This is a genomic window from Roseburia sp. 1XD42-69 (assembly GCF_003612565.1).
Lineage (GTDB): Bacteria > Bacillota > Clostridia > Lachnospirales > Lachnospiraceae > Roseburia_B.
This window is the reverse complement of record NZ_RAZG01000010.1, coordinates 1-21,977: the sequence shown is the minus strand read 5'-3', so window position 1 is coordinate 21,977 and position 21,977 is coordinate 1. Positions and strand designations below refer to the sequence as shown.

Sequence of the window (21,977 nt, the reverse complement as noted above, 5' to 3'; positions counted from 1 at the left end):
AAGGAGAGATGTTTTTGCTGTCAATTCACAAAATTCAGGTTACATTAGAGGAAATGAAGGATATTTCCAGATTGGATATGGCTCTCTACAACGAGAGAGGAAAATTAGTAGCCGCCACTTTTGACCAGAAAGAAGATTTGGAGGAGGCGGTGATTAACTTTGCGGAATCCATGGCGGAAAGCCAGATGTTAGCGGGCTCCCACTTTTTTAAAGTCCTTGTGGATGATGAAGTGGCCTACATTCTTTTAGTTAAGTCCTCCACAGAGGAAGCCTATATGGTTGGGAAGCTGGCGGTATGCCAGATTCGGAACTTGGCGGAAGCTTACAGAGAGCAGTTTGACCGGAACAATTTCATACAGAATATTCTTTTGGGGAATATGCTGGTTGTGGATATGTACAACAAGGCGAGAAAATTTCATATCGAGCAGACGGAGCGGGTTGTGTATGTGGTGGAAGTGGAGGGGAAAAAAGACGCCGGGATTATGGAATTTGTCCGGGGGATGTTTGGCAGCTCCACCAAGGATTTTGTTACAGAGGTAGATGAACAGAATATTATACTGGTGAAAGATGTGAGGGATTTGTCCAGTGAGGCGGCCTTGGAATCCGTGGCAAAAATGCTGGCGGACAACATGCACAGCGAGGCTATGGTGCGGGTGCGGGTGGGATACGGCAACCGGGTGGTAAACCTGCAGGATATCAGCCGTTCCTACCAGGAGGCGAAGATGGCCATTGAGGTGGGGAAAATTTTTTATGCGGATTTGGAGACAGTCTCTTACAGCAAGCTGGGAATCGGCCGTCTGATTTACCAGATACCCATGAGCCTGTGTGAAATGTTTATCCGGGAAGTCTTCGGGGAAGACATTCCCAAAATATTTACGGAAGAAAATGTAGTGACGATTCAGAAATTTTTTGAAAACAATCTGAATATTTCTGAGACGGCAAGGCAGCTTTATGTCCACAGAAACACCCTGGTGTACCGTCTGGAGCGTTTAGAAAAAGCCATCGGCCTTGATATCCGCCGTTTTGACGATGCCATGACCTTTAAAATAGCCATGATGGTGCTCTCCCATATGTCCTATCAGCAGGGAATCAATCTGATGAGAGGGCCGGAGATGGAATAACCTTTTGGAAGGATAGAAAGCCCAAATATTAGATATACTAAGGAATAGGAAAACTTTGTATTTTCAAATCGGAAACAGTCTGTTATAATAAAGGTATTATTTCATGAGGAGGCAGGTTTTATATGGCTGAGGACAGAAAAGGTTTTAAAATCAAAGACGATAAATTGGGAGAAGTAAAAATTGCTGATGAAGTGGTTGCAATTATTGCCGGCCTTGCCGCTACGGAAGTGGAGGGTGTCAGCTCCATGGCTGGAAATATCACAAACGAGCTGGTGAGCAAGCTGGGCATGAAAAATCTCTCCAAAGGAATCCGTGTGGAAGTGGCGGAGGGCGTGGTGAAAGTGGCAGTGGCCTTAAACATTGCCTACGGTTATGCCATTCCCCAGGTTTCCTCCAAAGTGCAGGAGCGGGTAAAAAATGCAATTGAGAACATGACAGGGCTCGAGGTCTCCGGTGTGAATGTAAGGATTGCATCCGTTGATATGGGAAAAAGTAAATAGTGCTTTCCCTAAAGGTAAAGGGTGTCTCATGGCATCCTTTTTTCGGTTTTTGTCACAGAATTTAGTTAGAAAGGGAAGCAGAATGACGAGAAGACAAATCAGGGAACAGATTTTTCAGATATTGTTCCGGGTGGAATTTCACCAGAAGGAAGCCTTTGAGGAACAGATGGGGCTGGCCATTGAGGAGGAGAAGACTTCGGAGAGTGATATTTTATATATCAGGAAGAAATCTGAGGATATCACGGAGCGGTTAGAGCAGATTGACCAGATGATAAATGAAAAAGCAAAGGGCTGGAAAACCAGCAGAATGGGGAAGGTGGATTTGGCCCTCCTCCGCCTGGCGGTTTATGAAATTCAGTTTGAGGAGGATATTCCCCTTGGAGTAGCCATAAACGAGGCAGTGGAACTGGCAAAAAAATACGGCACCGATGATTCACCGGCGTTTATCAACGGTGTGCTGTCAAAGTTTGCATGAATAAGAACGCCTATTCCGTCACCCAGGTGAACGGTTACATTAAAAATATGTTTGCACAGGATTTTATGTTGAAAAATATCTGTGTGAAAGGGGAAGTGTCAAACTGCAAATACCATCCCTCCGGGCATATTTATTTTACCCTGAAAGATGAAAAGGCAGCCATAAGCGGCGTGATGTTTGCCGGTAACCGTAACCGCGGCGGCCTAAAATTTAAAATGCAGGAGGGGGATAAGGTAGCCGTTACCGGATCCGTGGAGGTTTACGAAAGGGATGGACGGTATCAGCTCTACGCAAAAGAGATTACGAAGGACGGGGCGGGGGATTTATTTCTTAAATTTGAAGCATTAAAGCAGGAACTTTCCGAAATGGGGATGTTTGCGGAGGAATACAAAAAGCCCATTCCTAAATATATAAAAACCCTTGGGGTGGTAACGGCCCAGACAGGGGCGGCAGTCCAGGATATCCGAAATATTTCAGCCAGGAGAAACCCATATGTCCAGGTTATTCTCTACCCGGCCCAGGTCCAGGGAGAGGGGGCGGCTGCGAGTATTGTAAAAGGGATACAGGCCCTGGAACACTACGGCGTGGATACAATGATTGTGGGACGGGGCGGAGGCTCCATTGAAGATTTGTGGGCTTTTAACGAGGAAATTGTGGCCAGGGCCATTTTTGAGTGCCAGGTTCCTGTGATTTCCGCCGTTGGCCATGAGACGGATTTTACCATTGCAGACTTTGTGGCGGATCTTCGGGCGCCAACTCCATCCGCCGGGGCAGAACTGGCAGTGTACGATATTTTTGAACTGCAGGGCAGAATGTCAGGAATTAGGCAGGGTTTAAACCATGCCATGGAATATCAGTGGAATGTAAATAGGAACCGTTACCAGGATTTGCTTCGGAAAATTCAGGAGAAAAGCCCTATGGCCCAGTTAAACGGAAAAAAGCAGTACGCTGTGAATCTGGAAGAGCGATTGGCCCAGAAAATGCAGGGGAAAATTGCAGACAAGAAATACCGCCTTGGCCTTTTGGCGGGGGAGCTGGAGGGATTGTCTCCGGCAAAAAAATTAAAACAGGGATTGGCTTTTGTATCTGACACAGAAAATAAGCGTGTCAGCAATGCATCCCAGGTGAGTCCTGGGGATGTGCTCTGCCTTCGGTTTGCAGACGGCAGCGTCAGGGCAAAGGCACAGGATGTTTTGATTTCGGAAAATTGATGGGATAAAGATTGGAGAAGAGGCGGAATATATGGAAAATAAGCCAAAAGATACAGGAGACACATTGGAAACCAGGGAGCCGGATTTGGAGGAGCTCTTTTTGGAAATTGAGGATATTATTGCCCGGATGGAGGACAGGGAAGTTTCCTTAGAGCAGTCTTTTCTTCTCTATGAGACAGGGATGAGAAAGTTAAAGCAGTGCAATGAAAAAATTGATTACGTAGAAAAAAAGATGCTGGTATTAAACAGCGACGGTTCCACTGCAGAGTTTGCATAAAGACACAAAACTTAGAATCAAGAGGAAACAGAATGGAAATAAAATCTGAATTAGACAAACGCATCTCTGAAATTGAAAAAATATTAGAGAAGTACCTCCCCAGGGAAGAAGGGTATCAGAAAACAATTTTTGAGGCCATGAATTACAGTGTGAGAGCCGGGGGGAAAAGGCTTCGTCCTATGTTGATGCAGGAAACTTACAGGCTTTTTGGAGGAAATTCAAAAGCGATTGAACCTTTTATGGCTGCCATTGAAATGATTCACACCTACTCCCTTGTCCACGATGACCTTCCGGCTATGGACAACGACCTCTACCGCCGGGGGAAAAAGACCACCCATGCCGTGTACGGGGAGGCTATGGGAATCTTAGCCGGGGATGCCCTTTTAAATTTTGCCTATGAGACGGCGGCGGCAAGTTTTTTGTTGGAGCCCCAAAATCCCAATATCGGAAAGGCTTTTTTGGTTCTGACAAAAAAGGCGGGAGTTTACGGCATGGTAGGGGGACAGACTGTGGATGTGGAATCCGAAGGAGAAAAGGTGGATGCCGGGAAACTTTATTTTATCTACCGCTTAAAGACAAGCGCCCTTTTAGAGAGCGCTATGGTGGTTGGGGCGGTTTTGGCAGGGGCGGATGAAAACCAGCAGAGAGTCATAGAATCTGTGGCAGGTCTTGTGGGCCTGGCCTTTCAGATACAGGATGATATTTTAGATGAGACAAGTACCCTGGAAGTTTTGGGAAAGCCAATCGGAAGCGATAAAAAGAACAATAAGTCCACTTACGTTTCCCTCTTTGGCCTGGAGGCGTCCCAAAAAGAGGTGGCAAAGCTCACGCTGAAAGCTATGGAGGAGTTGCAGGGACTTTCTCTTAAAAATGAATTTTTAGGGGAATTGCTTTTATATTTAATACATCGGGAAAAATAAAACAGAGGATACTCTTATGGTATTGGAGAAAATACAACAGGCAAATGATATCAAAAAACTGAATAAGGAAGACTGGCCTATTCTGGCAGAAGAAATCCGGCAGTTTTTAATTGAAAAAATTTCCATTTCCGGGGGGCATTTGGCTTCCAACCTGGGGGTGGTGGAGCTGACCATGGCCCTGCACCTGGCATTTTATCTTCCGGAGGATAAAATCGTCTGGGATGTGGGGCACCAATCCTACACCCACAAAATCCTTACCGGAAGGCGGGAGGGGTTTGACGGCTTAAGAAAATACGGGGGCATGAGCGGTTTTCCCAAGCGGAAAGAAAGCGACTGCGACTGCTTTGACACAGGCCACAGCTCCACTTCCATCTCCGCAGGGCTTGGGTATGCCCTGGCCAGGCAGATTAAGGGGGAGGATTACAAGGTGGTCTCTGTCATTGGGGACGGCGCCCTCACCGGGGGGATGGCCTATGAGGCATTAAATAATGCCTCAAGGATACGTTCCAATTTTATTATTGTCCTAAATGACAACAATATGTCTATCTCCGAAAATGTGGGAGGGCTTTCCAAACACTTGAGTAACTTAAGGACGGCGGAATCTTATCAGGTAGTAAAAACCGGGATTGCCAATTCCCTGAGCCAGATTCCCGTGTACGGGGAACGGGTGGTAGAGCGCATCCGGAAAACGAAAAGCGGCATTAAGCAGCTCTTTGTGCCGGGGATGCTCTTTGAAAATATGGGAATTTTGTATCTTGGGCCGGTGGACGGCCACAATATTTCCGGAATGGTAAAAGTCTTAAAGGAGGCCCAGAGGCTCCAGGGGCCGGTGCTGGTTCATGTGATAACCCAAAAGGGCAGGGGGTATGCCCCGGCGGAGCGGCATCCTGCAAGGTTTCACGGAACGGAGCCCTTTGACATAGAGACAGGGCTGCCCACAAAAAAGAGACTGAAATCGAATTACACGGATATTTTTTCCACAGTGATGCGCAAACTTGGGGACCGGGAAGAAAAAGTGGTGGCGGTGACTGCGGCTATGGCGGACGGCACAGGGTTAAAGCGTTTTAAAAATATGTTTCCGGAGCGTTTTTTTGATGTGGGCATTGCGGAGGAACATGCCGTTACCTTTGCGGCAGGTCTTGCGGCGGCAGGGTTGAAACCCGTGGTAGCCGTGTATTCTTCCTTTTTGCAGCGGGCCTATGACCAGATTCTCCATGATGTGTGCATTCAGAACCTTCCGGTGGTATTTGCCGTGGACCGGGCAGGGCTTGTGGGCTCTGACGGGGAAACCCACCAGGGAATTTTTGATATATCCTTTTTGTCCAGCATTCCCAATATGACAATTCTGGCCCCAAAGAATAAATGGGAGCTCTCCGACATGGTAAAATTTGCCGTGAATTTTCCCACTCCCATAGCGATCCGTTATCCCAGGGGGGAGGCATATGAGGGGCTGAAGGAATTTCGTGCCCCTGTGGAGTACGGGGTGAGCGAGATGATTTATGAGGAGTCGGAAATTGCCCTTTTTGCCCTGGGGAGCATGGTAAAGACGGGGGAGGAAGTGCGGCTGAAATTAAAAGAGCTGGGATATTCGGTTACTTTGGTAAATGCCAGGTTTGCAAAGCCCTTGGATGAGAAACTTTTACTCTCTCTGGCAAAAAAGCATAAGCTGTTAGTTACCATGGAGGAAAACGTGATAAACGGCGGGTTTGGAGAGCATGTGACAGAATTTTTAAGCCAGAATATGAAAAAGAAGCTTCCTATTATAAATGTAGCTATCAAGGATGATTATGTGGAACATGGCAATGTGGAAATCCTCCGCCGGGAGGTTGGCATAGACGGGGATTCCATTGTGAAACGAATTTTAGAAAAGTATGATTCTGGTAAGGGTAAGGGAAAAAAATGAAAGAGCGATTAGATGTTTTGCTGGTAAACCGGGGACTTGCCCCTTCCAGGGAAAAGGCAAAGGCCATGATTATGTCAGGGGTTGTCTTTGTGGACAATGAGAGGGAGGACAAGGCGGGAAGCGCTTTTCCCCAGGACTGCAGCATAGAAGTTAAGGGAAACACGTTAAAATATGTAAGCCGGGGCGGTTTAAAACTGGAAAAAGCCATGGAAAAATTCGGCGTGGCAGCAGAGGGTAAAATCTGTATGGATATCGGGGCTTCCACAGGAGGGTTTACAGACTGTATGCTGCAAAACGGTGCAAAAAAAGTGTATGCTTTGGATGTGGGATACGGCCAGTTTGCCTGGAAACTGCGCCAGGACGAAAGAGTAGTCTGTATGGAAAAGACAAATATCCGGTATGTCCTGCCGGAGCATATCGGGGAGGAAATTGACCTTGCCTCCGTGGATGTGTCTTTTATTTCCCTGACAAAAGTCTTAGGCCCTGCAAAGGAACTTTTATCGAAAGAGGGGGAGATGGTATGTCTCATAAAACCCCAGTTTGAGGCAGGGAGAGAAAAAGTGGGGAAAAAGGGGGTGGTGAGAGACAGCACTGTCCATGAGGAAGTGATTGAGAAAGTCATTTCTTTTGCCAGGGAGATTGGTTTTTCCGTCTTAAACCTGGATTTTTCCCCGATTAAAGGGCCGGAGGGAAACATTGAATATCTGGTTTACATAAAAAAGGATGGGAAAGGTTTGGTGGAGGAAACTGTCAGTATAAAGGATGTAGTAACGGCGGCCCACTCCATGTTAGATTAGCCTATGAAAAAGTTTTATATTATAACAAATCAGGAAAAAGACAAAGAGCAGCGTCTTGGTAAAAAGATAAAACATTATGTGGAATTAAAGGGGGGAAAATGCGGTATTGTCACAGACGGGGAAGAAATCACTGAGGAGGCGGAATGCGTTTTTGTCCTTGGGGGGGACGGAACGCTGATTCGGGCTGCCAGGGAGTTGTCCCCGAAGGATATTCCATGTATCGGGGTAAATCTGGGACATTTGGGGTATCTGTGTGAGTTGGAGGAAGAAAATGTGTATGCCGCCATTGACCAGATCATGAAAGATGAGTTTGTCATTGAGGAGCGCATGATGCTTATGGGCAGTTCCATTACAAAAAAAAAGGGAAAACTGCCGGGCAGGACGGCTTTAAATGACATAGTCATTTCGAGGACGGGGGCCATGCAGCTTTTGGAGTTGATTGTGTATATCAACGGGGAATATTTAAATACCTTTCGCGCAGACGGAATTATCGTTGCCACCCCTACCGGATCCACGGGATACAGCATGTCGGCGGGGGGCCCCATTGTAGATCCAAAGGCAAGTATGATTTTAATCACGCCCATTAATTCCCACAATCTGAACACAAAAAGTATTGTCCTGGGGGAAAAAGACGATATTATGATTGAGATGCGGGGCAGACAGACCGGGAGGCAGGAAAGGGCGGAGATAAACTTTGACGGGGAGTATTCCGCAGAATTCGTTCCGGGGGACAGCATTTCCATCTGCACGGCAAAAAGCAAGGTAAAAATTTTAAAATTGAGCCAGATTAGCTTTTTAGAGATACTGCGGAAGAAAATGCAGATTTATTCATAAGGGAAGGTGATTTACTATGAAATCCAAAAGACATGTAAAAATTTTGGAACTGATTCGCAAAAACGAAATTGAAACCCAGGAGGAACTGGCGGAATGTCTGGAGCGGGAAGGGTATCAGGTTACCCAGGCCACCGTGTCCAGGGATATCAGGGAGCTTAAGCTCACCAAAGTGTCAATGGCAAACGGAAGACAGAAATATGCGGCCCTTTCGGGGAATTCCCAGGATATGATGCAGAAATATACCAGAATTTTTAAGGATGCCTTTTTATCTATGGATATGGCCCAAAATATTTTGGTGATAAAAACCGTATCCGGCATGGCTATGGCGGGGGCGGCGGCTTTAGATGCCTTAGACTGCAGGGAAATCGTGGGCAGTATCGCAGGGGATGACACCATTATGTGCGCAGTGCGCACTGTGGAGGACACAGTACTTTTGATGAACCGTCTGCGGAAAATTATGGAAGAAGTCTAAAGCCACAGTTTTATGAATTGCTATATTAAGATTTGCTATAAGAAATGGAGTATATATGTTACAAAATCTACATGTGAAAAATCTTGCTTTAATTGACGAAGCGGAAGTGGAATTTATGCCGGGGTTAAATATTCTCTCCGGGGAGACAGGAGCGGGGAAATCTATTATCATAGGCTCTGTAAATTTGGCCCTGGGAGAAAAAGTGCCAAAGGATATGGTGCGGGAAAATGCCCCTTACGGCCTGGTGGAACTTGTCTTTACCGTGGAAGACGAAAAGCAGAAAAAAGCTTTGGAGGAACTTGATATTTTTCCTGAGGAGGATACGGTGATTCTTTCCAGAAAAATTGTAAAGGGCAGGAGCACGGCCAAAATCAACGGCGAGACTCTCCCTGTGTCAAAAATAAGGGAGGCGGCGGCGCTTCTCATTGACATCCACGGGCAGCACGAACACCAGTCTCTATTGGTGAAAAAAAATCATATGAATATTTTGGACGCATATGCAAAAAATGAATTGCAGGAGAAAAAAGAAGATTTAAAAAAATATTACGGCGAGTATAAAAAATTAAAAACGGAACTTGAGGCGGCAAGCCTGGATAAAGAGGAGCGCGCCAGGGAGATTTCTTTTTTAGAGTATGAGGTCCATGAGATAGAGGAAGCGGATTTAAAACCTGGGGAGGATTTAGAGTTAGAGCAGGAGTACAGGCGTCTTTCCAATGGAAGAAAAATTATGGAATCTGTGGGTGCTGCATACAGAAAAACCGGGGAGGATTTTGAATCTGCCTCGGAACTTGTGGGACAGGCATTAAAGGAAATATCCGCAGTTTCTTCCTATGATAAAAATGTGGAAAATCTGGAAAAAGAATTAATGGAAATTGAGAGTCTTTTGAATGATTTTAACCACGAAATAGCAGAATACATATCAGATGCCCAGTTTGACGAGGAAAGTTTTGCCCAGGTGGAAGCCCGCCTTGACACCTTAAATCATTTAAAATCCAAATACGGCGGCACCGTGGAAGAAATTTTGGAAAACTGCGGAGAAAAAAGAGAACGGTTGGAAAAATTGGCGGATTATGATTCCTATCTGGAAAATTTGAAAAAAAATTTTACTTCTGCCCAGGAAAAATTAGAAAAATGCTGTGAAAAGGTTTCCAAAATCAGAAAAAAAGAGGCGAAAGTTCTCACAGAAGCGGTGGGAAAAGCTTTGATGGAATTAAATTTTTTGGACGTGTCCTTTTCCATGGAATTTAAGAAACTGGAGCACTATACACAAAACGGCTATGACGAAGGGGAATTTATGATTTCCACCAATCCGGGGGAGCCCTTAAAGCCCTTGGAAAAAATTGCATCGGGAGGGGAACTGTCCCGGATTATGCTGGCTATTAAGACAGTGCTGGCGGACACAGACTCCATTGAGACCCTGATTTTTGATGAGATTGACACGGGAATCAGCGGCAGAACCGCCCAGATGGTATCGGAAAAAATGAGTGTGCTGGGGAGGAACCACCAGGTAATCTGCATCACCCACCTGCCCCAGATTGCCGCAATGGCGGACAGCCATTATCTAATTGAAAAATCTGTAAATAACCAGACCACCATTTCCACAATCCGGAACTTAACTGAGGAGGAGAGCGTAAAGGAACTGGCCCGTATGCTTGGAGGCGTGAAAATAACGGATACGGTATTAGAGAGCGCCAGGGAAATGAAAGAATTGGCAGCAAATACAAAAAAAACATTGTGTGAAGAAAAATAAATGGCACATACTAAGAGGGATACGAAGGGTATCCTTCTTTTTTTATGCGCTGTCCCATCTAGGAAAAATTCCTTAAATGCGCATATTTCAGGTACGAAAGGAGCAAATTCACATATGTTTTATCATAAATTATGGCGTTATAAAAACCAGGTTTTTCTGGCAGGTATGGCATATCTGCTTTTTTTTTCCATAAATCTTTTGTACGATTCGATTCCCGATGAGCTTTACGTGGTGGAGGGAGAGGAGAGCGAGATATTTTTCTCTGTCCCTGTAAGTGTGGAAAAAGAGGAAGAGAGCGTGGAGGCATTCTTCAGCACCGCAGGGAAAGTAACTGCCGGTTTAAATGGTGATTACACTCTAAATTGTAAATTCCTTGATTTTATTCCGGTAAAAGAAGTGGCTGTCCATGTGGTGGAACCGGATTTCGTTCTCCCTTCCGGGATGCCTATTGGGATTTACACAAAAACCCAGGGGATTTTAATTATTGGAACGGGAAAAGTTCCAGCAAAAGACGGCATGAATTATGAACCTGCCCGTCAGTTGGTCCAGGGGGGAGACTACATTACAAAGGTGAACGGAAAAGAAGTGCTGGAAAAAGAGGAGTTGATGGAGTGCATTGCCTCCTGCGGCGGGAAGCCTTTAGTACTGGGAATTTGCCGAGATGGCAGGCCCATTCAGTTAAAAATCACGCCGGTGATGGACAAGGAAGGGGATTACAAACTTGGCATCTGGGTGCGGGATGATATGGCAGGGGTTGGCACCATGACATATATCCGGGAGGATTTGTCCTTTGGAGCCCTGGGGCATCCCATCAGCGACGCCGATACAGGGAGTATGCTGGAGACGAAGGATGGAAAAATTTATGAGACCAATATCGTGGGAATTGTGAAGGGGGAGGACGGAGTCCCAGGAGAACTTACCGGGGTAATAAATTACAAAGAGGAGTACTGCATTGGAAAAATTAAGAAAAATACCCGCACCGGCATCTACGGGAGTGTGAATAAAATACCCCAGGAAATGTCCGGGGAATATATGGAAATCGCTATGAAGCAGAACATAAAAAAAGGGAAAGCCTATATATTATCTTCCTTAGACGGAACATTAAGGAAATACGAAATAGAGATTGATGATGTGGATTACAACAGCAAAGAGGAAAATAAAGGGATTCTCTTTCACGTGACAGACAGCCTTCTTTTGCAGGAGACAGGGGGGATTGTCCAGGGCATGAGCGGCAGCCCTATTATACAAAACGGCAGGCTGGTGGGGGCTGTAACCCATGTATTTATATCAGATGCGTCAAAGGGGTATGGGGTATTTATTGAGAAGATGCTGAAGCATTGAGCCAGTGCCAGGCTCAAGGGTTTCTGGTGGTTATATTGTTGTATCCATGGATTTTTAGGGAATTACCACTGCAGAATACAGAAATGAATTTATTAAAGAAAATAAATTTGACATGGAACTAGTATTAAAAAAATTTAATAGAATATAACTTTGTGCGGCCTTTCATGCCGTGAAAAGTAACGAATAAGCAAAATGCATACTGCTTTTTCCTCTTTTCATCCTTGAAATCCAATTACATTGATAGTATACTAAAAACAGAGACTTGGAAAATTTTGGGTTTTTTACAGGGGAGAAAAATGATAAATATCGGAATATGTGATGATGAAAATGGATTTGTCTTAGAATTAAGGAAAAACTTGTTGGAATATTCTATGGAGAAAAATGTAGAAATTATGATATATCCATATAACAATTCAAAGGATATGCTCTCAGATATCGAAAAAGGAGTCAATTTAGACCTTATCTTTCTGGATATTCAGTTGAAGGAGATTTCTGGGGTGGAAGTAGGGAAAAAGATACGATCGAATTTGGAAAATGAAACAATTCAGATCGTATTTGTGTCATCCATAAAAAACTATGCCATGCAGTTATTTGATCTTCGCCCGATGAATTTTCTGATTAAGCCCATCAATTATGACAAAACAAAATTTATATTGGATGAGTATGAGAGATTATTTTGTTTAAACAATTCATACTTTGAGTACCATATAGGAAAAAGTGTCTGCAAGGTTAATGAACAGGTGATTCTGTATTTCCAGAGCCAGGCGAAAAAGGTTCACATGTATATGCGCAACGACCAAGTAGAATTTTATGATAAATTATCGGAGATTATGCGAAGGTTAAAAGATAAAAATTTTTGTATGGTACACAAATCTTTTATTATTAATATGCGCTATGCCACAGAATACAAAAGAGATTGTGTTGTTATGGCAAACGGGGAGGTTATACCTGTCAGCAGGGCAATGAAAGATAATTTGAATAAGAAACTGTTGGAAAATAGATAGGGAAGAAAGAAAAATGAGTTTAATAGAACTTATGTTTAATGCGGTTTTTAATGTTTTGAATATATACATTTTTTTCCGCGTCGCTAAAATGTTTGTATCCAAGAAAGATACGCCATTATTTTTGCAGGTTATAACTTATGGAATGGTTTGGTTAATAAATTGTATTGTACATTTTAGTTTTGATAATATGTATTTGACAACGCTTTCTCTGTTTTTTCTTTTACTTATCGCAATTTTTGTTCTATATGATGGAAGTTTGATTAGAAAATTGCTGGCGGCTATAACAACTATTGCATTTGGAATAGTGATTGAAGAATTTGTTTGGAGGTTACTATCTTGGTTAGGCGATGGCAGTCCAAATAAGGCGGCAGGTAGTTTACTTTCTTCTTTTTTATATATTGTTTTAATTCTTTTAATTGAACGTATTTTTTATGTAGAAAAAGCAGAGTACATATCGAAAAGCAGTTATTATAACTTTGTTTTGATTCTTTTAGGAAGTATTGTATTGGTTGAAGTTTTAGCCAGTGTAGAAGAAAAATATGAGTGGATTCTTATTGGATTAAGTGCAATCTGCCTTATTAACATAAGCACTTTTTTTCTATATGACAAGGTAAATGAGGTGTTTCGGGAAAAGGTGGAGAGCCAGGTTATGGAAGAGAAAATCCTTATGCATGAAAATCAACTGGAATTAATGAAACAATCCCAGGAGAACATCCATTCCTTGTGGCATGACATGAAGAATCACCTGCTTTTGCTGGATACCTTTCTGCAGGATAGGGATTATGAGGGTGCATCCAAGTATATTTTAAATATTGAAGATTACATACATGTGCCAGGGCAGTTCGTCAATTCCGGCAACCATGAGGTGGACACTATATTGAATTACAGGCTGAGAAAAGCGGAAAAAATGGGCTGCAAAATAGATATGAAACTGAAAGTGCCGGACTGTTCTTTTATGCCGGCTTTTGATTTGAATATGATTCTTGGAAATCTTTTGGACAATGCCATAGAGGCGTTAGAGCATGTAGGGAAAAAAGACCTGTCAGTGGAGATAACGTATAACAAAGGAATTTTGCTGATTCACATCTGCAATACTTATGACGGAACCTTACATAAAAAGGGCGGAGTGTTTTTTACAAGAAAAGCGGACAAGATAAATCACGGGATGGGGCTGCGCAATGTGGAATATATTGTAAAGAAGTATAACGGGAAGAAGACTATAGATACCGGCGGAAATAAGTTCTACGTCAGTATCATTTTGTTTGTGAATGAAGAGTAAATCCACTAGTTTTGTCAATTACTGCACAATTTTTGCCATTTTCGACACGATTCCTCATAAGTGTGCTATGGTTTAGAAAAAGGAGGTGCAGGATAATGAATAGTTTAAAAACGGTAAGTGAAAAATGGCTTGTGGTTTTATACGGCGTAGTAATCGCTTTGGCCAGTTTGGCTGTAAACAGCGCTTGTATTTCACGTTTTTACCAAGAAAAGCTGGATTCCCAATTGGATTCTTTAAAGAAATATCATGACTAAATTTCTCATGAATCTCTTTGAGAAGGCCGGGTTAGTAAATGAAACAAACGATATGATTGTGAAGACCGGCATCACCAGACTGGAAAATTTGTTATTGGATTTCCTTTTTGCTTCTATTTTGTCATGTATATTAGGAAATTTCCTGGTGGGTATTTTGTTTGAGTTTTGTTATATGGTGTTGCGCATTTATGCAGGAGGGTATCATGCATCTACTCCCAAAAAATGTTTGGGTTTTACGTACAGCAGTACCTTAGCCTGTATGATAATCATCTTTATACTGCCGATTACAAAATATATTTACGCTGTCCTGATTGCTGTGTTTATCGGCACCATTTTTTTGATGACACCGATTCAAAGCGAAAACAAACCATTGAATAATACAGAAAAAAAAGTCTATCACAGGAATTCCGTGTGTATCGCTGTGGGGGAAACAGGTCTTTTTGTCTTGTTTCTTCTGTGGGAGAAACATTTGTATGCAAAGACGGTGTTTATGTCTATGGCCCTAGTGGTAACGGGTCTTTTGATGGAAATTGCAAAAAAGAAAGTGGCTCATTTTCAAGTGAAAAAGAACACTGATTCCTAAAATGCTAAATTTGGAAGTATTCAATAATTTGTTAGATGGTTTATAGTGACGTAAAAGTCGGATGGCAAGGCAGCTTGTTATCCGGTTTTTACTTTTTGGGACAAGGCCAAAAAATAACCGGTAAAGGTTAAATTTTGCATATATGCCGAGATACAGTTATAAATTTGGACTCACTTTCTATTTGTTTTTCAGGGAGGAATTATATGTTAAAAATAGCAATATGTGATGATAGCCCCTATGATGTGGAGATATTGGAATCTGCCTTTGACCAGTTGGGTAATAAAAGGGTGGAATACGACATATATTTCAGCGCAGATGAACTTTTAACCCATATTAAGGAAAATGGCGATTCTTACCAAATGTACATTTTGGATATTGAGATGCCGGGGAAAAACGGTCTGGAGCTGGCCAGGGAAATACGGAAAGAAGGCAGCAGGGCACTGATTGTGTTTCTTACCAATTATATGTATTATGTCATGGATGTCTTTGAAGTTTCTACTTTTGATTTCGTGATAAAGCCAATTTCAGTGGATAAGCTGGAAAGCGTAATTGAAAAAGCCATGAAATATTTGGATTTGTTGAAACAGAAATTTGTATTTAAATACAGGAAAAATCAATTCAGTGTAAATTATGATGATATTTTGTATATTGCAAAGAGAGGCCGTCAGGCTATGATTTACACACCCAATGAATCTTACAAAACCAATATGACAACAGAGGAATTGTGGCAGCAGTTGGACCGCCGGGTATTTTCCCACATACATGCATCCTACATAATTAATCTACAGCATATTCAGGCCATTCAGGGAAATGAGGTGGTATTGGATGACGGGGAACATTTTATTGTGTCCAGGTCACATAAACAGGAGTTAAAGGAAAAGCATTTAAATTTTATAAGCAGGCAGGCGTGACAAAATGTTACACTTAAATGAAATAAAGTTACATGTTGGAAAAAATAGCAGAAGATTCTGCTATAATGCCTTTTTGGAAAGGATGGGATTATGAAAGAGGAAGATAATTTATATGAAGTCATTGCAGAAAATGTAAAAACAGAGAGGAAACGCCTGAAAATGTCACAGAGTCGTTTGGCGGAGGAGGCAGAGGTTTCGCTGGATACCATAAAGAGTATTGAAAGTGGAAGAAGAACCATGAGTTTGGGTACATATCTGAAAATTGTCTATGCTCTTGGCTCCACGCCTTTTGGGCTGATGCAAAGTGAGAGTTCCTCTTGCTTTATAGACAGGTTTCTGTTTATGACGAAAAATTGCAATGAAAACCAAGTGGAGTTTGTGTTGTACATGATTGAAAAGCTTTTGAAAGGGCAGGCCCAATTCTTAAAAGAGTAGGTGGCCTGCTTTTTCAAGCACCAGGTATCAGTCGTTCTGTAAAAGACAGGACGGCTGATTTTTTTATGGGCGGATCACATAAGGAAATTTGTGCAGAAGCCAAATGGTGTACAAAACCAGCCAGAAAATAGCGGGTTTAGTCACTGTCCAAATGGGCAGATATGGTGTAAGATGCTTTTAGTAACAAAAAATCCCATGGATCATATACTGGAGATGAGGCAAATTGCAATACTATGACAAGAAAGCTGTTGGGGACAGAATACAGCAAATGAGGAAGAGAAGTAATTTGACGCAATTTCAGTTAGCTGAATGCCTGGATTATGCAAATGAAAGACAGTTACAGAGAATTGAAAACGGAACAACAGCATGTTCTGTAGACAAATTAATGGAAATATCTCAGATTCTGGATGTGAGTACAGATTTTCTATTATTTGGGGTGAAAAGTACAGACGAGACAGATATTCTGGATATAATTAAGGGGACCAATGATGTCCAGAGATGGTATCTGGTAAAAGTTTTAAAAGTAATAGCGGAAAATTTGAGGATAGTTGTATAATTTTGCAGAATCCTGTAGGGTTTTGTCACATTATGACGTGCTATCTGCCATTTTATGCCATAAAATAATCAGATGTAATGTTTTATGATAGTTTCAGGTTCAAAAACCACTTGAATTTTGACAACTGAATAAAACAGACATACATCTGATTTTATTTTCGCCTTTTTTATGTGCAGGGCACATATTGAAGGTGGCAGAAACCCATTTCGTGCCAGGAGGTCCCCATAGTTCATACAGCCCTGGGGGACGGAGCAGAGGTTTGTGCCTACCGGTGCGGCGGCCGGAGGTAATGAGGTAAAACAGCGCCAAGATAAAAAAATTTTGTCTTGGGAGTGGCTGCCTGCGATTTTTATCCTTTGGGCAGGATGAAGTGCGGCGGGGTTGCTTACCCTGTGTATGTCTGCAGAAAATTTCCAGGGGATTATATAAAAAATTTGGATTTATTCATTGTAAGATGGGAAAAGCAGGGATATAATCATAGAAGAGGCCAGTGGAAAGGAGAAATTTGTCATGCAGGAAGTAAATATGATGGTATCCGGCATTATTCGCAAAAAGGGAGAAAAATTTGTCCATGTGTCTTTTCAGAGAGGAAAAGATGTGGCTGAATATATTTTACCGGAGTGCAGATTAGAAAAAAGTCAGGGATTTACAGAGGAGGAACTAAATCAGCTCTTAATCTATGTAAAAGGGAGCCAGGCAGAAATTATGGAACATGCCAGGAAGGTAAACCCTATGAAGGCAATGCTTGGGCTGAAGGAAACCTAAGAAAATCCCATTGACGAATGGATAGAAATGCACTACTATAGTATAGTTGGCTATACTATTCTAAGGAGGAAAAGTTTATGAAAATCTACAAAAGAGTCATGGATGGAGTCGCTGCCGTAGAAAAACTGATTTTAGCAGCGGCATTTGTCCTGATTTTAGTGCTCACGGTAGGCAACGTGTTTTCACGTAAAGTAATCCACCAGTCCTGGTCATTTACAGAGGAGCTTGTGGTGGCGGTGTTTGTGCTGATTACCCTTATGGCGGCGGCATTAGCCTGCAGGAAGGGAGAGTTGGTGAATCTTTCACTGCTCACAGACCGCCTTCCGGAAAAGGCAAAGAAACCTATGCTGTTTCTCAACACTTGTCTGTGTGTTTTATTTACCGGGATATTGTTCGTCTGCGGGGTGGACAAAGTGATAACCCAGTTGGCAAACGGGAAACGGACATTTGTTTTAAACTGGCCGGAATGGATTTTCTGGTCTTTTGTGCCCATTGGTGCGGCATGTATGATTTTACATTTTATTGAGTATTTTATCACTTACTGTGCAGAGGAAACAAAGGAGGGCGAAGACAATGATTAGCGCAATCCTTTTTATTACATTTTTTATTTTTCTTTTGATGGGAATTCCCATTTCTATGTGTCTGGGGCTCTCTTCCGTCTGCGCCATTTTATATTCCGGGACGGAACTTACCATTGTGGCAACCAATATGTATTCCGGCATCAGCAAATTTCTGCTCCTTGCTATTCCGTTTTTTGTGCTCTCAGGAAATATTATGGCAAAAGCAGGAATTTCCAAACGGCTGATTAAATTTGTAAACACCTGTGTGGGCCATAGAAGAGGGGGAATTGCTATTGTGTGTGTAATTGTTTCCTGCTTTTTTGGAGCAATTTCCGGTTCGGGCCCTGCCACCGTGGCGGCTCTTGGGGCGGTGCTGATTCCTGCCATGATTTTAGACGGAGGCTTTTCGGCGCCTTTTTCCACGGCACTCCTTGCAACTTCCAGTTCCGTGGCCATTGTCATCCCTCCAAGCATTGCCTTTGTGGTGTATGCTTCCATTACCGGGGTGTCCATTGCAGATATGTTTACCTCAGGTATCGTTCCCGGGCTTCTCATGGGGGCTGCGCTGGTTGTGGTGGTACTCCTGGAAGCGAAAAAACATGATATAAAGCCTACCCAAAAACGGGCTTCGGGAAAAGAGCGGTGGGATGCCTTTAAAGATGCATTCTGGGGTTTTTTAATGCCGGTGATTATACTTGGAGGAATTTACGGCGGAATTTTTACCCCCACGGAAGCTGCGGCTGTGTCTGTAGTGTACGGCCTTTTTGTGGGAATGGTTATATATAAAGAAGTAAAAGTGACAGATTTGTGGGAAATCTTTGTGGATTCTGCAAAAACCACCGGTGGAATTATGCTGATTGTGGCAAGCGCTTCCCTGTTTTCCTTTGTATGTACAAAATTCGGCATTGCAAAGGCGGCATCGGATTTACTTGGCAGCATTGCCCACAATCAGTTTGTATTCCTTCTGATTGTAAATGTGATATTCCTTGTGGCAGGGTGTTTTATTGACGCAAACTCAGCTATGTACATATTTATTCCCATTATGCTTCCGGTGTGTCAGGCCCTGGGGTACGACCTTGTGGCCTTTGGCGTGGTGGCTACGGTAAACCTTGCCATTGGCCAGGTAACGCCTCCTGTGGGGGTAAACCTTTTTGTGGCCATTGCGGTGAAGCTGAAAAACGGCGTAAAAGTGACCATACAGCAGATTTCAAAAGCGGTTATGCCTATGATTGCCGCAAGCCTTGTGGTGCTTTTGCTTGTCACCTATATTCCTTCCATATCCACTTTCCTGCCCAAAGCATTTGCAGGGGAGTCCTACTCGGGAAATGTCCAGGCGAAAACCCTGGATGCCGGGGAAGGCGGGGAGGATTCCGCTTTTGGTGACATTGGAGATTACACAAGCCTTGGCTGGGAAGAGCAGACCTGGAACTTTACCTGTTCCACCACAGAGACAAGCACCTGGGCAAAAGGCGGCAGGAAGTTTGCGGAGCTTATAAATCAGGCCACGGGAGGAAAGGTTACGGTAAATGTGTATGCGGCGGACCAGCTTACCAACGGAAACCAGTCTGAGGGTATTCAGGCTTTAATGGACGGCGATCCGGTGCAGGTATCCATGCACAGCAACTTAATTTACTCAGCCTTTGACCCCAGGTTTAATGTGGTGTCCCTTCCCTATCTCTTTGATTCCGTGGAGGAGGCAGATGAAATTTTGGACGGTGCAGGAGGGGAGAAGCTGAAGGAAGTTCTATCGGAGTACAATCTCCACTGCATGGGAATTGCAGAGAACGGCTTCCGCCAGCTTACCAATAATGTAAAAGAAATCAAAAGCGTCTCAGATATGAAAAACTTAAAAATCCGTGTGGCGGGAAGCAATCTTTTAATGGAGTGCTATAAGCGCTGGGGGGCAGATGCCACAAATATGAACTGGTCGGAAACTTACACTGCCTTGCAGCAAAAGACCGTGGAGGGAGAGGAAAATCCCCTTCCTGCCATTGATGCGGCTTCTGTCCAGGAAGTACAGCCCTACTGTTCTCTGTGGAACGCCAACTATGACTGCCTGTTTTTCTGTATGAACCAGGATATCTATGATGCCCTCACAGAGGAGCAGAAGGCCGTGGTGGACGAATGCGGGCAGAAAGCGGTGGAGTATCAGCGCTATATCAACCGTGCCGGAGATGATGAGATTATGAGGCGCTGGCAGGAGAAAAACGGTGTCAGCTTTGTATCCTATGAGGACTTGGATATTAATTCCTTTAAGGATGCTGTGGAGGGCATTGATGAGTGGTACATTGAAGAATTGAAAAATCAGAATTATGAGGACGGGGAAGAGCTGGTAAAAGCCTTCCGAGATTAAATACCGTTGTCTCTATAGTGTTAATGTGGGAAAGAAGCTGTGTTTCGCAGCTTCTTTTTTTTACAAAATCCCTAATACCCGAAGGGCGCACCACACCAAAAGCAGGGCCATGCAGGCGTTCATTCCCCTGTAATGTCTCTCATAGCTTTGTTTTAGGACATTTCCTGCAAAGGCCCAGAGTATGTTGCCCAAAGCACCCATAAACATCAGGTAGAAGGCAAAGAGAAGTAAAATCAGGGGCCTGCCCTCATAGGGGAGGATAAAGGAGGAAAACATGGTAAGGCCGTAAATAATTATTTTTACATTTATTAACTGTAAAAACACCCCCATTTTGTAGGTGGGTTCTTTGGTGTCCCTTTCTTCTCCCGGGGGAAGCCTTTTTAATGTGGCGTAGGATAAATACAATAAGTAAGCGGCTCCGATACATGTCATTGCAGAGCGGATGCCTGGGACAATGGAAGTGAGGGCTTTTGTGCATACGCCGCAGAGAAGCATCAGGGAAAAGGAGCCGGTCCAGATGCCGCACATAAATTTTAAATTCTTTTTTAACCCATATTTGCTGGCGTTGCTTAACAGCAGTATATTATTGGGGCCAGGTGACCAGGTGGTTAAAGCGGCGGTAAGTGTCAAACTGTAGAAAACGGAAAATGGCATACGCTGTTCCTTTCTGATTCTTTATAAATTTTTATAAAATAAGTATAAGGAATGTGTCGAAAAAAATCTACCCCAAAAGAATTCTTGTGGTTGATTTTGGCGTTTTATCAACATATTGTGATAGCAAAAATCGACATTATTTAAAAATCCTGTCGATTTGTGAAAACTTTGCGACTGGGTTTGACAAAATTCGGGATGAAGATACATAGAAAAACAGGGAAGGATTTTAGGGGTTAATTTGGGAAAAAATTACCATTTTTTGGCATTTCATTTTAAAGTTAAATCGTCGAAATAGAAACTTGCGAAAAACATGCGCTACTGTCGAAAGCCCTTTAGCTGTCGATTCCTGCGAAATGTTTGAGTTGAAACATGAAAAGGGGATGTTATAATACAAATAGTTTCTTTTTTAGTCGCAAAGGCCAATGTGAAAAATGGAATATGATATATCATTTTAATAGTTAGGAGGATAAATTGGATGGAAAAATTGAATGTTGCCATAGCTGACCATAACGAAAGTACGTTGGCATTGTTGGGAGATATCATACAAAGCGATAATGAATTACAGGTGGTAGGTACTGCCATGGACGGGGAAGAAGCATATCAGATGATTAAGTCAAAGGAACCGGATGTAGTACTTTTGGATATTATTATGCCCAAACTGGACGGACTGGGGGTGGTGGATAAAATTAACCATGACACCACTATGAAAAAGCATCCAAGTTTTATTATAGTCACTGCCATCAGCAGCGAAAAAATTACGGAAGATGCCTTTGCCAGAGGTGTGGATTACTATTTTATGAAGCCCTTTGACCATGCGGCAATTATCAACCAGATTAAAAGGAGCAGAAGGCCCGGTGAGGCAGTTCAGGGAAAGGAAATCCAAAAATCTGTCTCCTATGACCACACTTTTGTGAAAGAGGAGATAAAGCCCAGGAATTTAGAGGCGGATGTGACAAATATTATTCATGAGATAGGTGTTCCGGCCCATATAAAAGGATATCAATATCTCAGAGAGGCGATTA

The 21,977-nt window shown here is 43.0% G+C and carries 24 protein-coding genes; 23 read left to right on the top strand and 1 reads right to left on the bottom strand.

Translation table 11 applies throughout. From position 1 onward, the window contains the following. Positions 1–14: 14 nt before the first annotated feature. From D7Y06_RS07035 to D7Y06_RS27925, 22 genes are all read left to right on the top strand, one after another. Positions 15–1,121 (top strand): PucR family transcriptional regulator, encoded by a 1,107-nt coding sequence (locus D7Y06_RS07035; protein WP_120407179.1) that lies wholly within the window; start codon positions 15–17, stop codon positions 1,119–1,121. 122 nt (positions 1,122–1,243) lie between these two features. Continuing rightward, positions 1,244–1,621 (top strand): Asp23/Gls24 family envelope stress response protein, encoded by a 378-nt coding sequence (locus tag D7Y06_RS07030; protein WP_120407100.1) that lies wholly within the window; start codon positions 1,244–1,246, stop codon positions 1,619–1,621. Positions 1,622–1,703: 82 nt separating this feature from the next. Then, positions 1,704–2,096: a transcription antitermination factor NusB gene (nusB, locus tag D7Y06_RS07025; protein ID WP_120407099.1), complete on the top strand. Its 393-nt coding sequence runs from the start codon at positions 1,704–1,706 to the stop codon at positions 2,094–2,096. Next, complete coding sequence (xseA, locus tag D7Y06_RS07020; protein WP_120407098.1) at positions 2,093–3,307, top strand: exodeoxyribonuclease VII large subunit; 1,215 nt, start codon at positions 2,093–2,095, stop codon at positions 3,305–3,307. The genes nusB and xseA overlap by 4 nt, the downstream gene beginning before the upstream one ends. Positions 3,308–3,338: 31 nt before the next feature. Further along, entirely contained in the window at positions 3,339–3,584 is a 246-nt protein-coding gene (gene xseB / locus D7Y06_RS07015) for an exodeoxyribonuclease VII small subunit (RefSeq protein WP_120407097.1), read from the top strand. A 32-nt stretch (positions 3,585–3,616) separates the two neighbouring features. Next, positions 3,617–4,504, top strand: coding sequence for a polyprenyl synthetase family protein (locus D7Y06_RS07010; RefSeq protein WP_120407096.1), 888 nt, complete (start codon positions 3,617–3,619; stop codon positions 4,502–4,504). Positions 4,505–4,520: 16 nt separating this feature from the next. Continuing rightward, positions 4,521–6,407 (top strand): 1-deoxy-D-xylulose-5-phosphate synthase, encoded by a 1,887-nt coding sequence (dxs, locus tag D7Y06_RS07005; protein ID WP_120407095.1) that lies wholly within the window; start codon positions 4,521–4,523, stop codon positions 6,405–6,407. After that, entirely contained in the window at positions 6,404–7,204 is an 801-nt protein-coding gene (locus D7Y06_RS07000; RefSeq protein ID WP_120407094.1) for a TlyA family RNA methyltransferase, read from the top strand. The genes dxs and D7Y06_RS07000 overlap by 4 nt, the downstream gene beginning before the upstream one ends. Before the next feature lie 3 nt (positions 7,205–7,207). Next, the gene (locus D7Y06_RS06995) at positions 7,208–8,038 is read left to right on the top strand and encodes an NAD(+)/NADH kinase (protein WP_120407093.1); all 831 of its coding nucleotides are present in this window, start codon (positions 7,208–7,210) and stop codon (positions 8,036–8,038) included. 16 nt (positions 8,039–8,054) lie between these two features. After that, positions 8,055–8,510: an arginine repressor gene (gene argR, locus D7Y06_RS06990; protein ID WP_120407092.1), complete on the top strand. Its 456-nt coding sequence runs from the start codon at positions 8,055–8,057 to the stop codon at positions 8,508–8,510. A 55-nt stretch (positions 8,511–8,565) separates the two neighbouring features. Then, positions 8,566–10,260 carry a DNA repair protein RecN gene (gene recN / locus D7Y06_RS06985; RefSeq protein WP_120407091.1) on the top strand — a complete coding sequence of 565 codons (1,695 nt, stop codon included), beginning with the start codon at positions 8,566–8,568 and terminating at the stop codon, positions 10,258–10,260. 114 nt (positions 10,261–10,374) lie between these two features. Then, on the top strand, positions 10,375–11,601 hold the full coding sequence (spoIVB, locus tag D7Y06_RS06980) for a SpoIVB peptidase (RefSeq protein ID WP_158591304.1): 1,227 nt from the start codon (positions 10,375–10,377) through the stop codon (positions 11,599–11,601). 296 nt (positions 11,602–11,897) lie between these two features. Next, positions 11,898–12,605: a LytR/AlgR family response regulator transcription factor gene (locus tag D7Y06_RS06975; protein ID WP_120407089.1), complete on the top strand. Its 708-nt coding sequence runs from the start codon at positions 11,898–11,900 to the stop codon at positions 12,603–12,605. 256 nt (positions 12,606–12,861) lie between these two features. Then, a complete protein-coding gene (locus D7Y06_RS06970; RefSeq protein WP_158591303.1) occupies positions 12,862–13,884 on the top strand; it encodes a sensor histidine kinase in 1,023 nt (340 codons plus the stop codon). A gap of 95 nt (positions 13,885–13,979) precedes the next feature. Then, positions 13,980–14,138, top strand: coding sequence for a hypothetical protein (locus D7Y06_RS25895; RefSeq protein WP_158591301.1), 159 nt, complete (start codon positions 13,980–13,982; stop codon positions 14,136–14,138). Then, complete coding sequence (locus D7Y06_RS06965) at positions 14,131–14,721, top strand: accessory gene regulator B family protein (protein WP_120407087.1); 591 nt, start codon at positions 14,131–14,133, stop codon at positions 14,719–14,721. The genes D7Y06_RS25895 and D7Y06_RS06965 overlap by 8 nt, the downstream gene beginning before the upstream one ends. 203 nt (positions 14,722–14,924) lie before the next feature. After that, complete coding sequence (locus D7Y06_RS06960; protein ID WP_120407086.1) at positions 14,925–15,632, top strand: LytR/AlgR family response regulator transcription factor; 708 nt, start codon at positions 14,925–14,927, stop codon at positions 15,630–15,632. A gap of 90 nt (positions 15,633–15,722) precedes the next feature. Next, the gene (locus tag D7Y06_RS06955; RefSeq protein ID WP_120407085.1) at positions 15,723–16,067 is read left to right on the top strand and encodes a helix-turn-helix domain-containing protein; all 345 of its coding nucleotides are present in this window, start codon (positions 15,723–15,725) and stop codon (positions 16,065–16,067) included. 268 nt (positions 16,068–16,335) lie between these two features. After that, a complete protein-coding gene (locus tag D7Y06_RS06950; protein WP_256387215.1) occupies positions 16,336–16,623 on the top strand; it encodes a helix-turn-helix domain-containing protein in 288 nt (95 codons plus the stop codon). A gap of 510 nt (positions 16,624–17,133) precedes the next feature. Continuing rightward, the gene (locus D7Y06_RS06945) at positions 17,134–17,388 is read left to right on the top strand and encodes a hypothetical protein (RefSeq protein WP_120407083.1); all 255 of its coding nucleotides are present in this window, start codon (positions 17,134–17,136) and stop codon (positions 17,386–17,388) included. Positions 17,389–17,465: 77 nt separating this feature from the next. Continuing rightward, positions 17,466–17,969, top strand: a complete 504-nt coding sequence (locus D7Y06_RS06940) for a TRAP transporter small permease (RefSeq protein ID WP_120407082.1) — start codon at positions 17,466–17,468, stop codon at positions 17,967–17,969. Next, on the top strand, positions 17,962–20,301 hold the full coding sequence (locus tag D7Y06_RS27925) for a TRAP transporter large permease subunit (RefSeq protein WP_330566406.1): 2,340 nt from the start codon (positions 17,962–17,964) through the stop codon (positions 20,299–20,301). Before D7Y06_RS06940 ends, D7Y06_RS27925 begins: the two co-directional genes overlap by 8 nt. Positions 20,302–20,361: 60 nt before the next feature. On the opposite strand, the gene D7Y06_RS06930 is transcribed toward D7Y06_RS27925, so the two are convergent. Beyond that, positions 20,362–20,955 (bottom strand): LysE family transporter, encoded by a 594-nt coding sequence (locus D7Y06_RS06930; RefSeq protein WP_120407081.1) that lies wholly within the window; start codon positions 20,953–20,955, stop codon positions 20,362–20,364. 475 nt (positions 20,956–21,430) lie between these two features. Between D7Y06_RS06930 and D7Y06_RS06925 the strand changes: the two genes are divergently transcribed. After that, positions 21,431–21,977, top strand: a 547-nt coding sequence (locus D7Y06_RS06925; protein WP_120407080.1) for a response regulator, incomplete at its 3' end; no start/stop codon positions are given.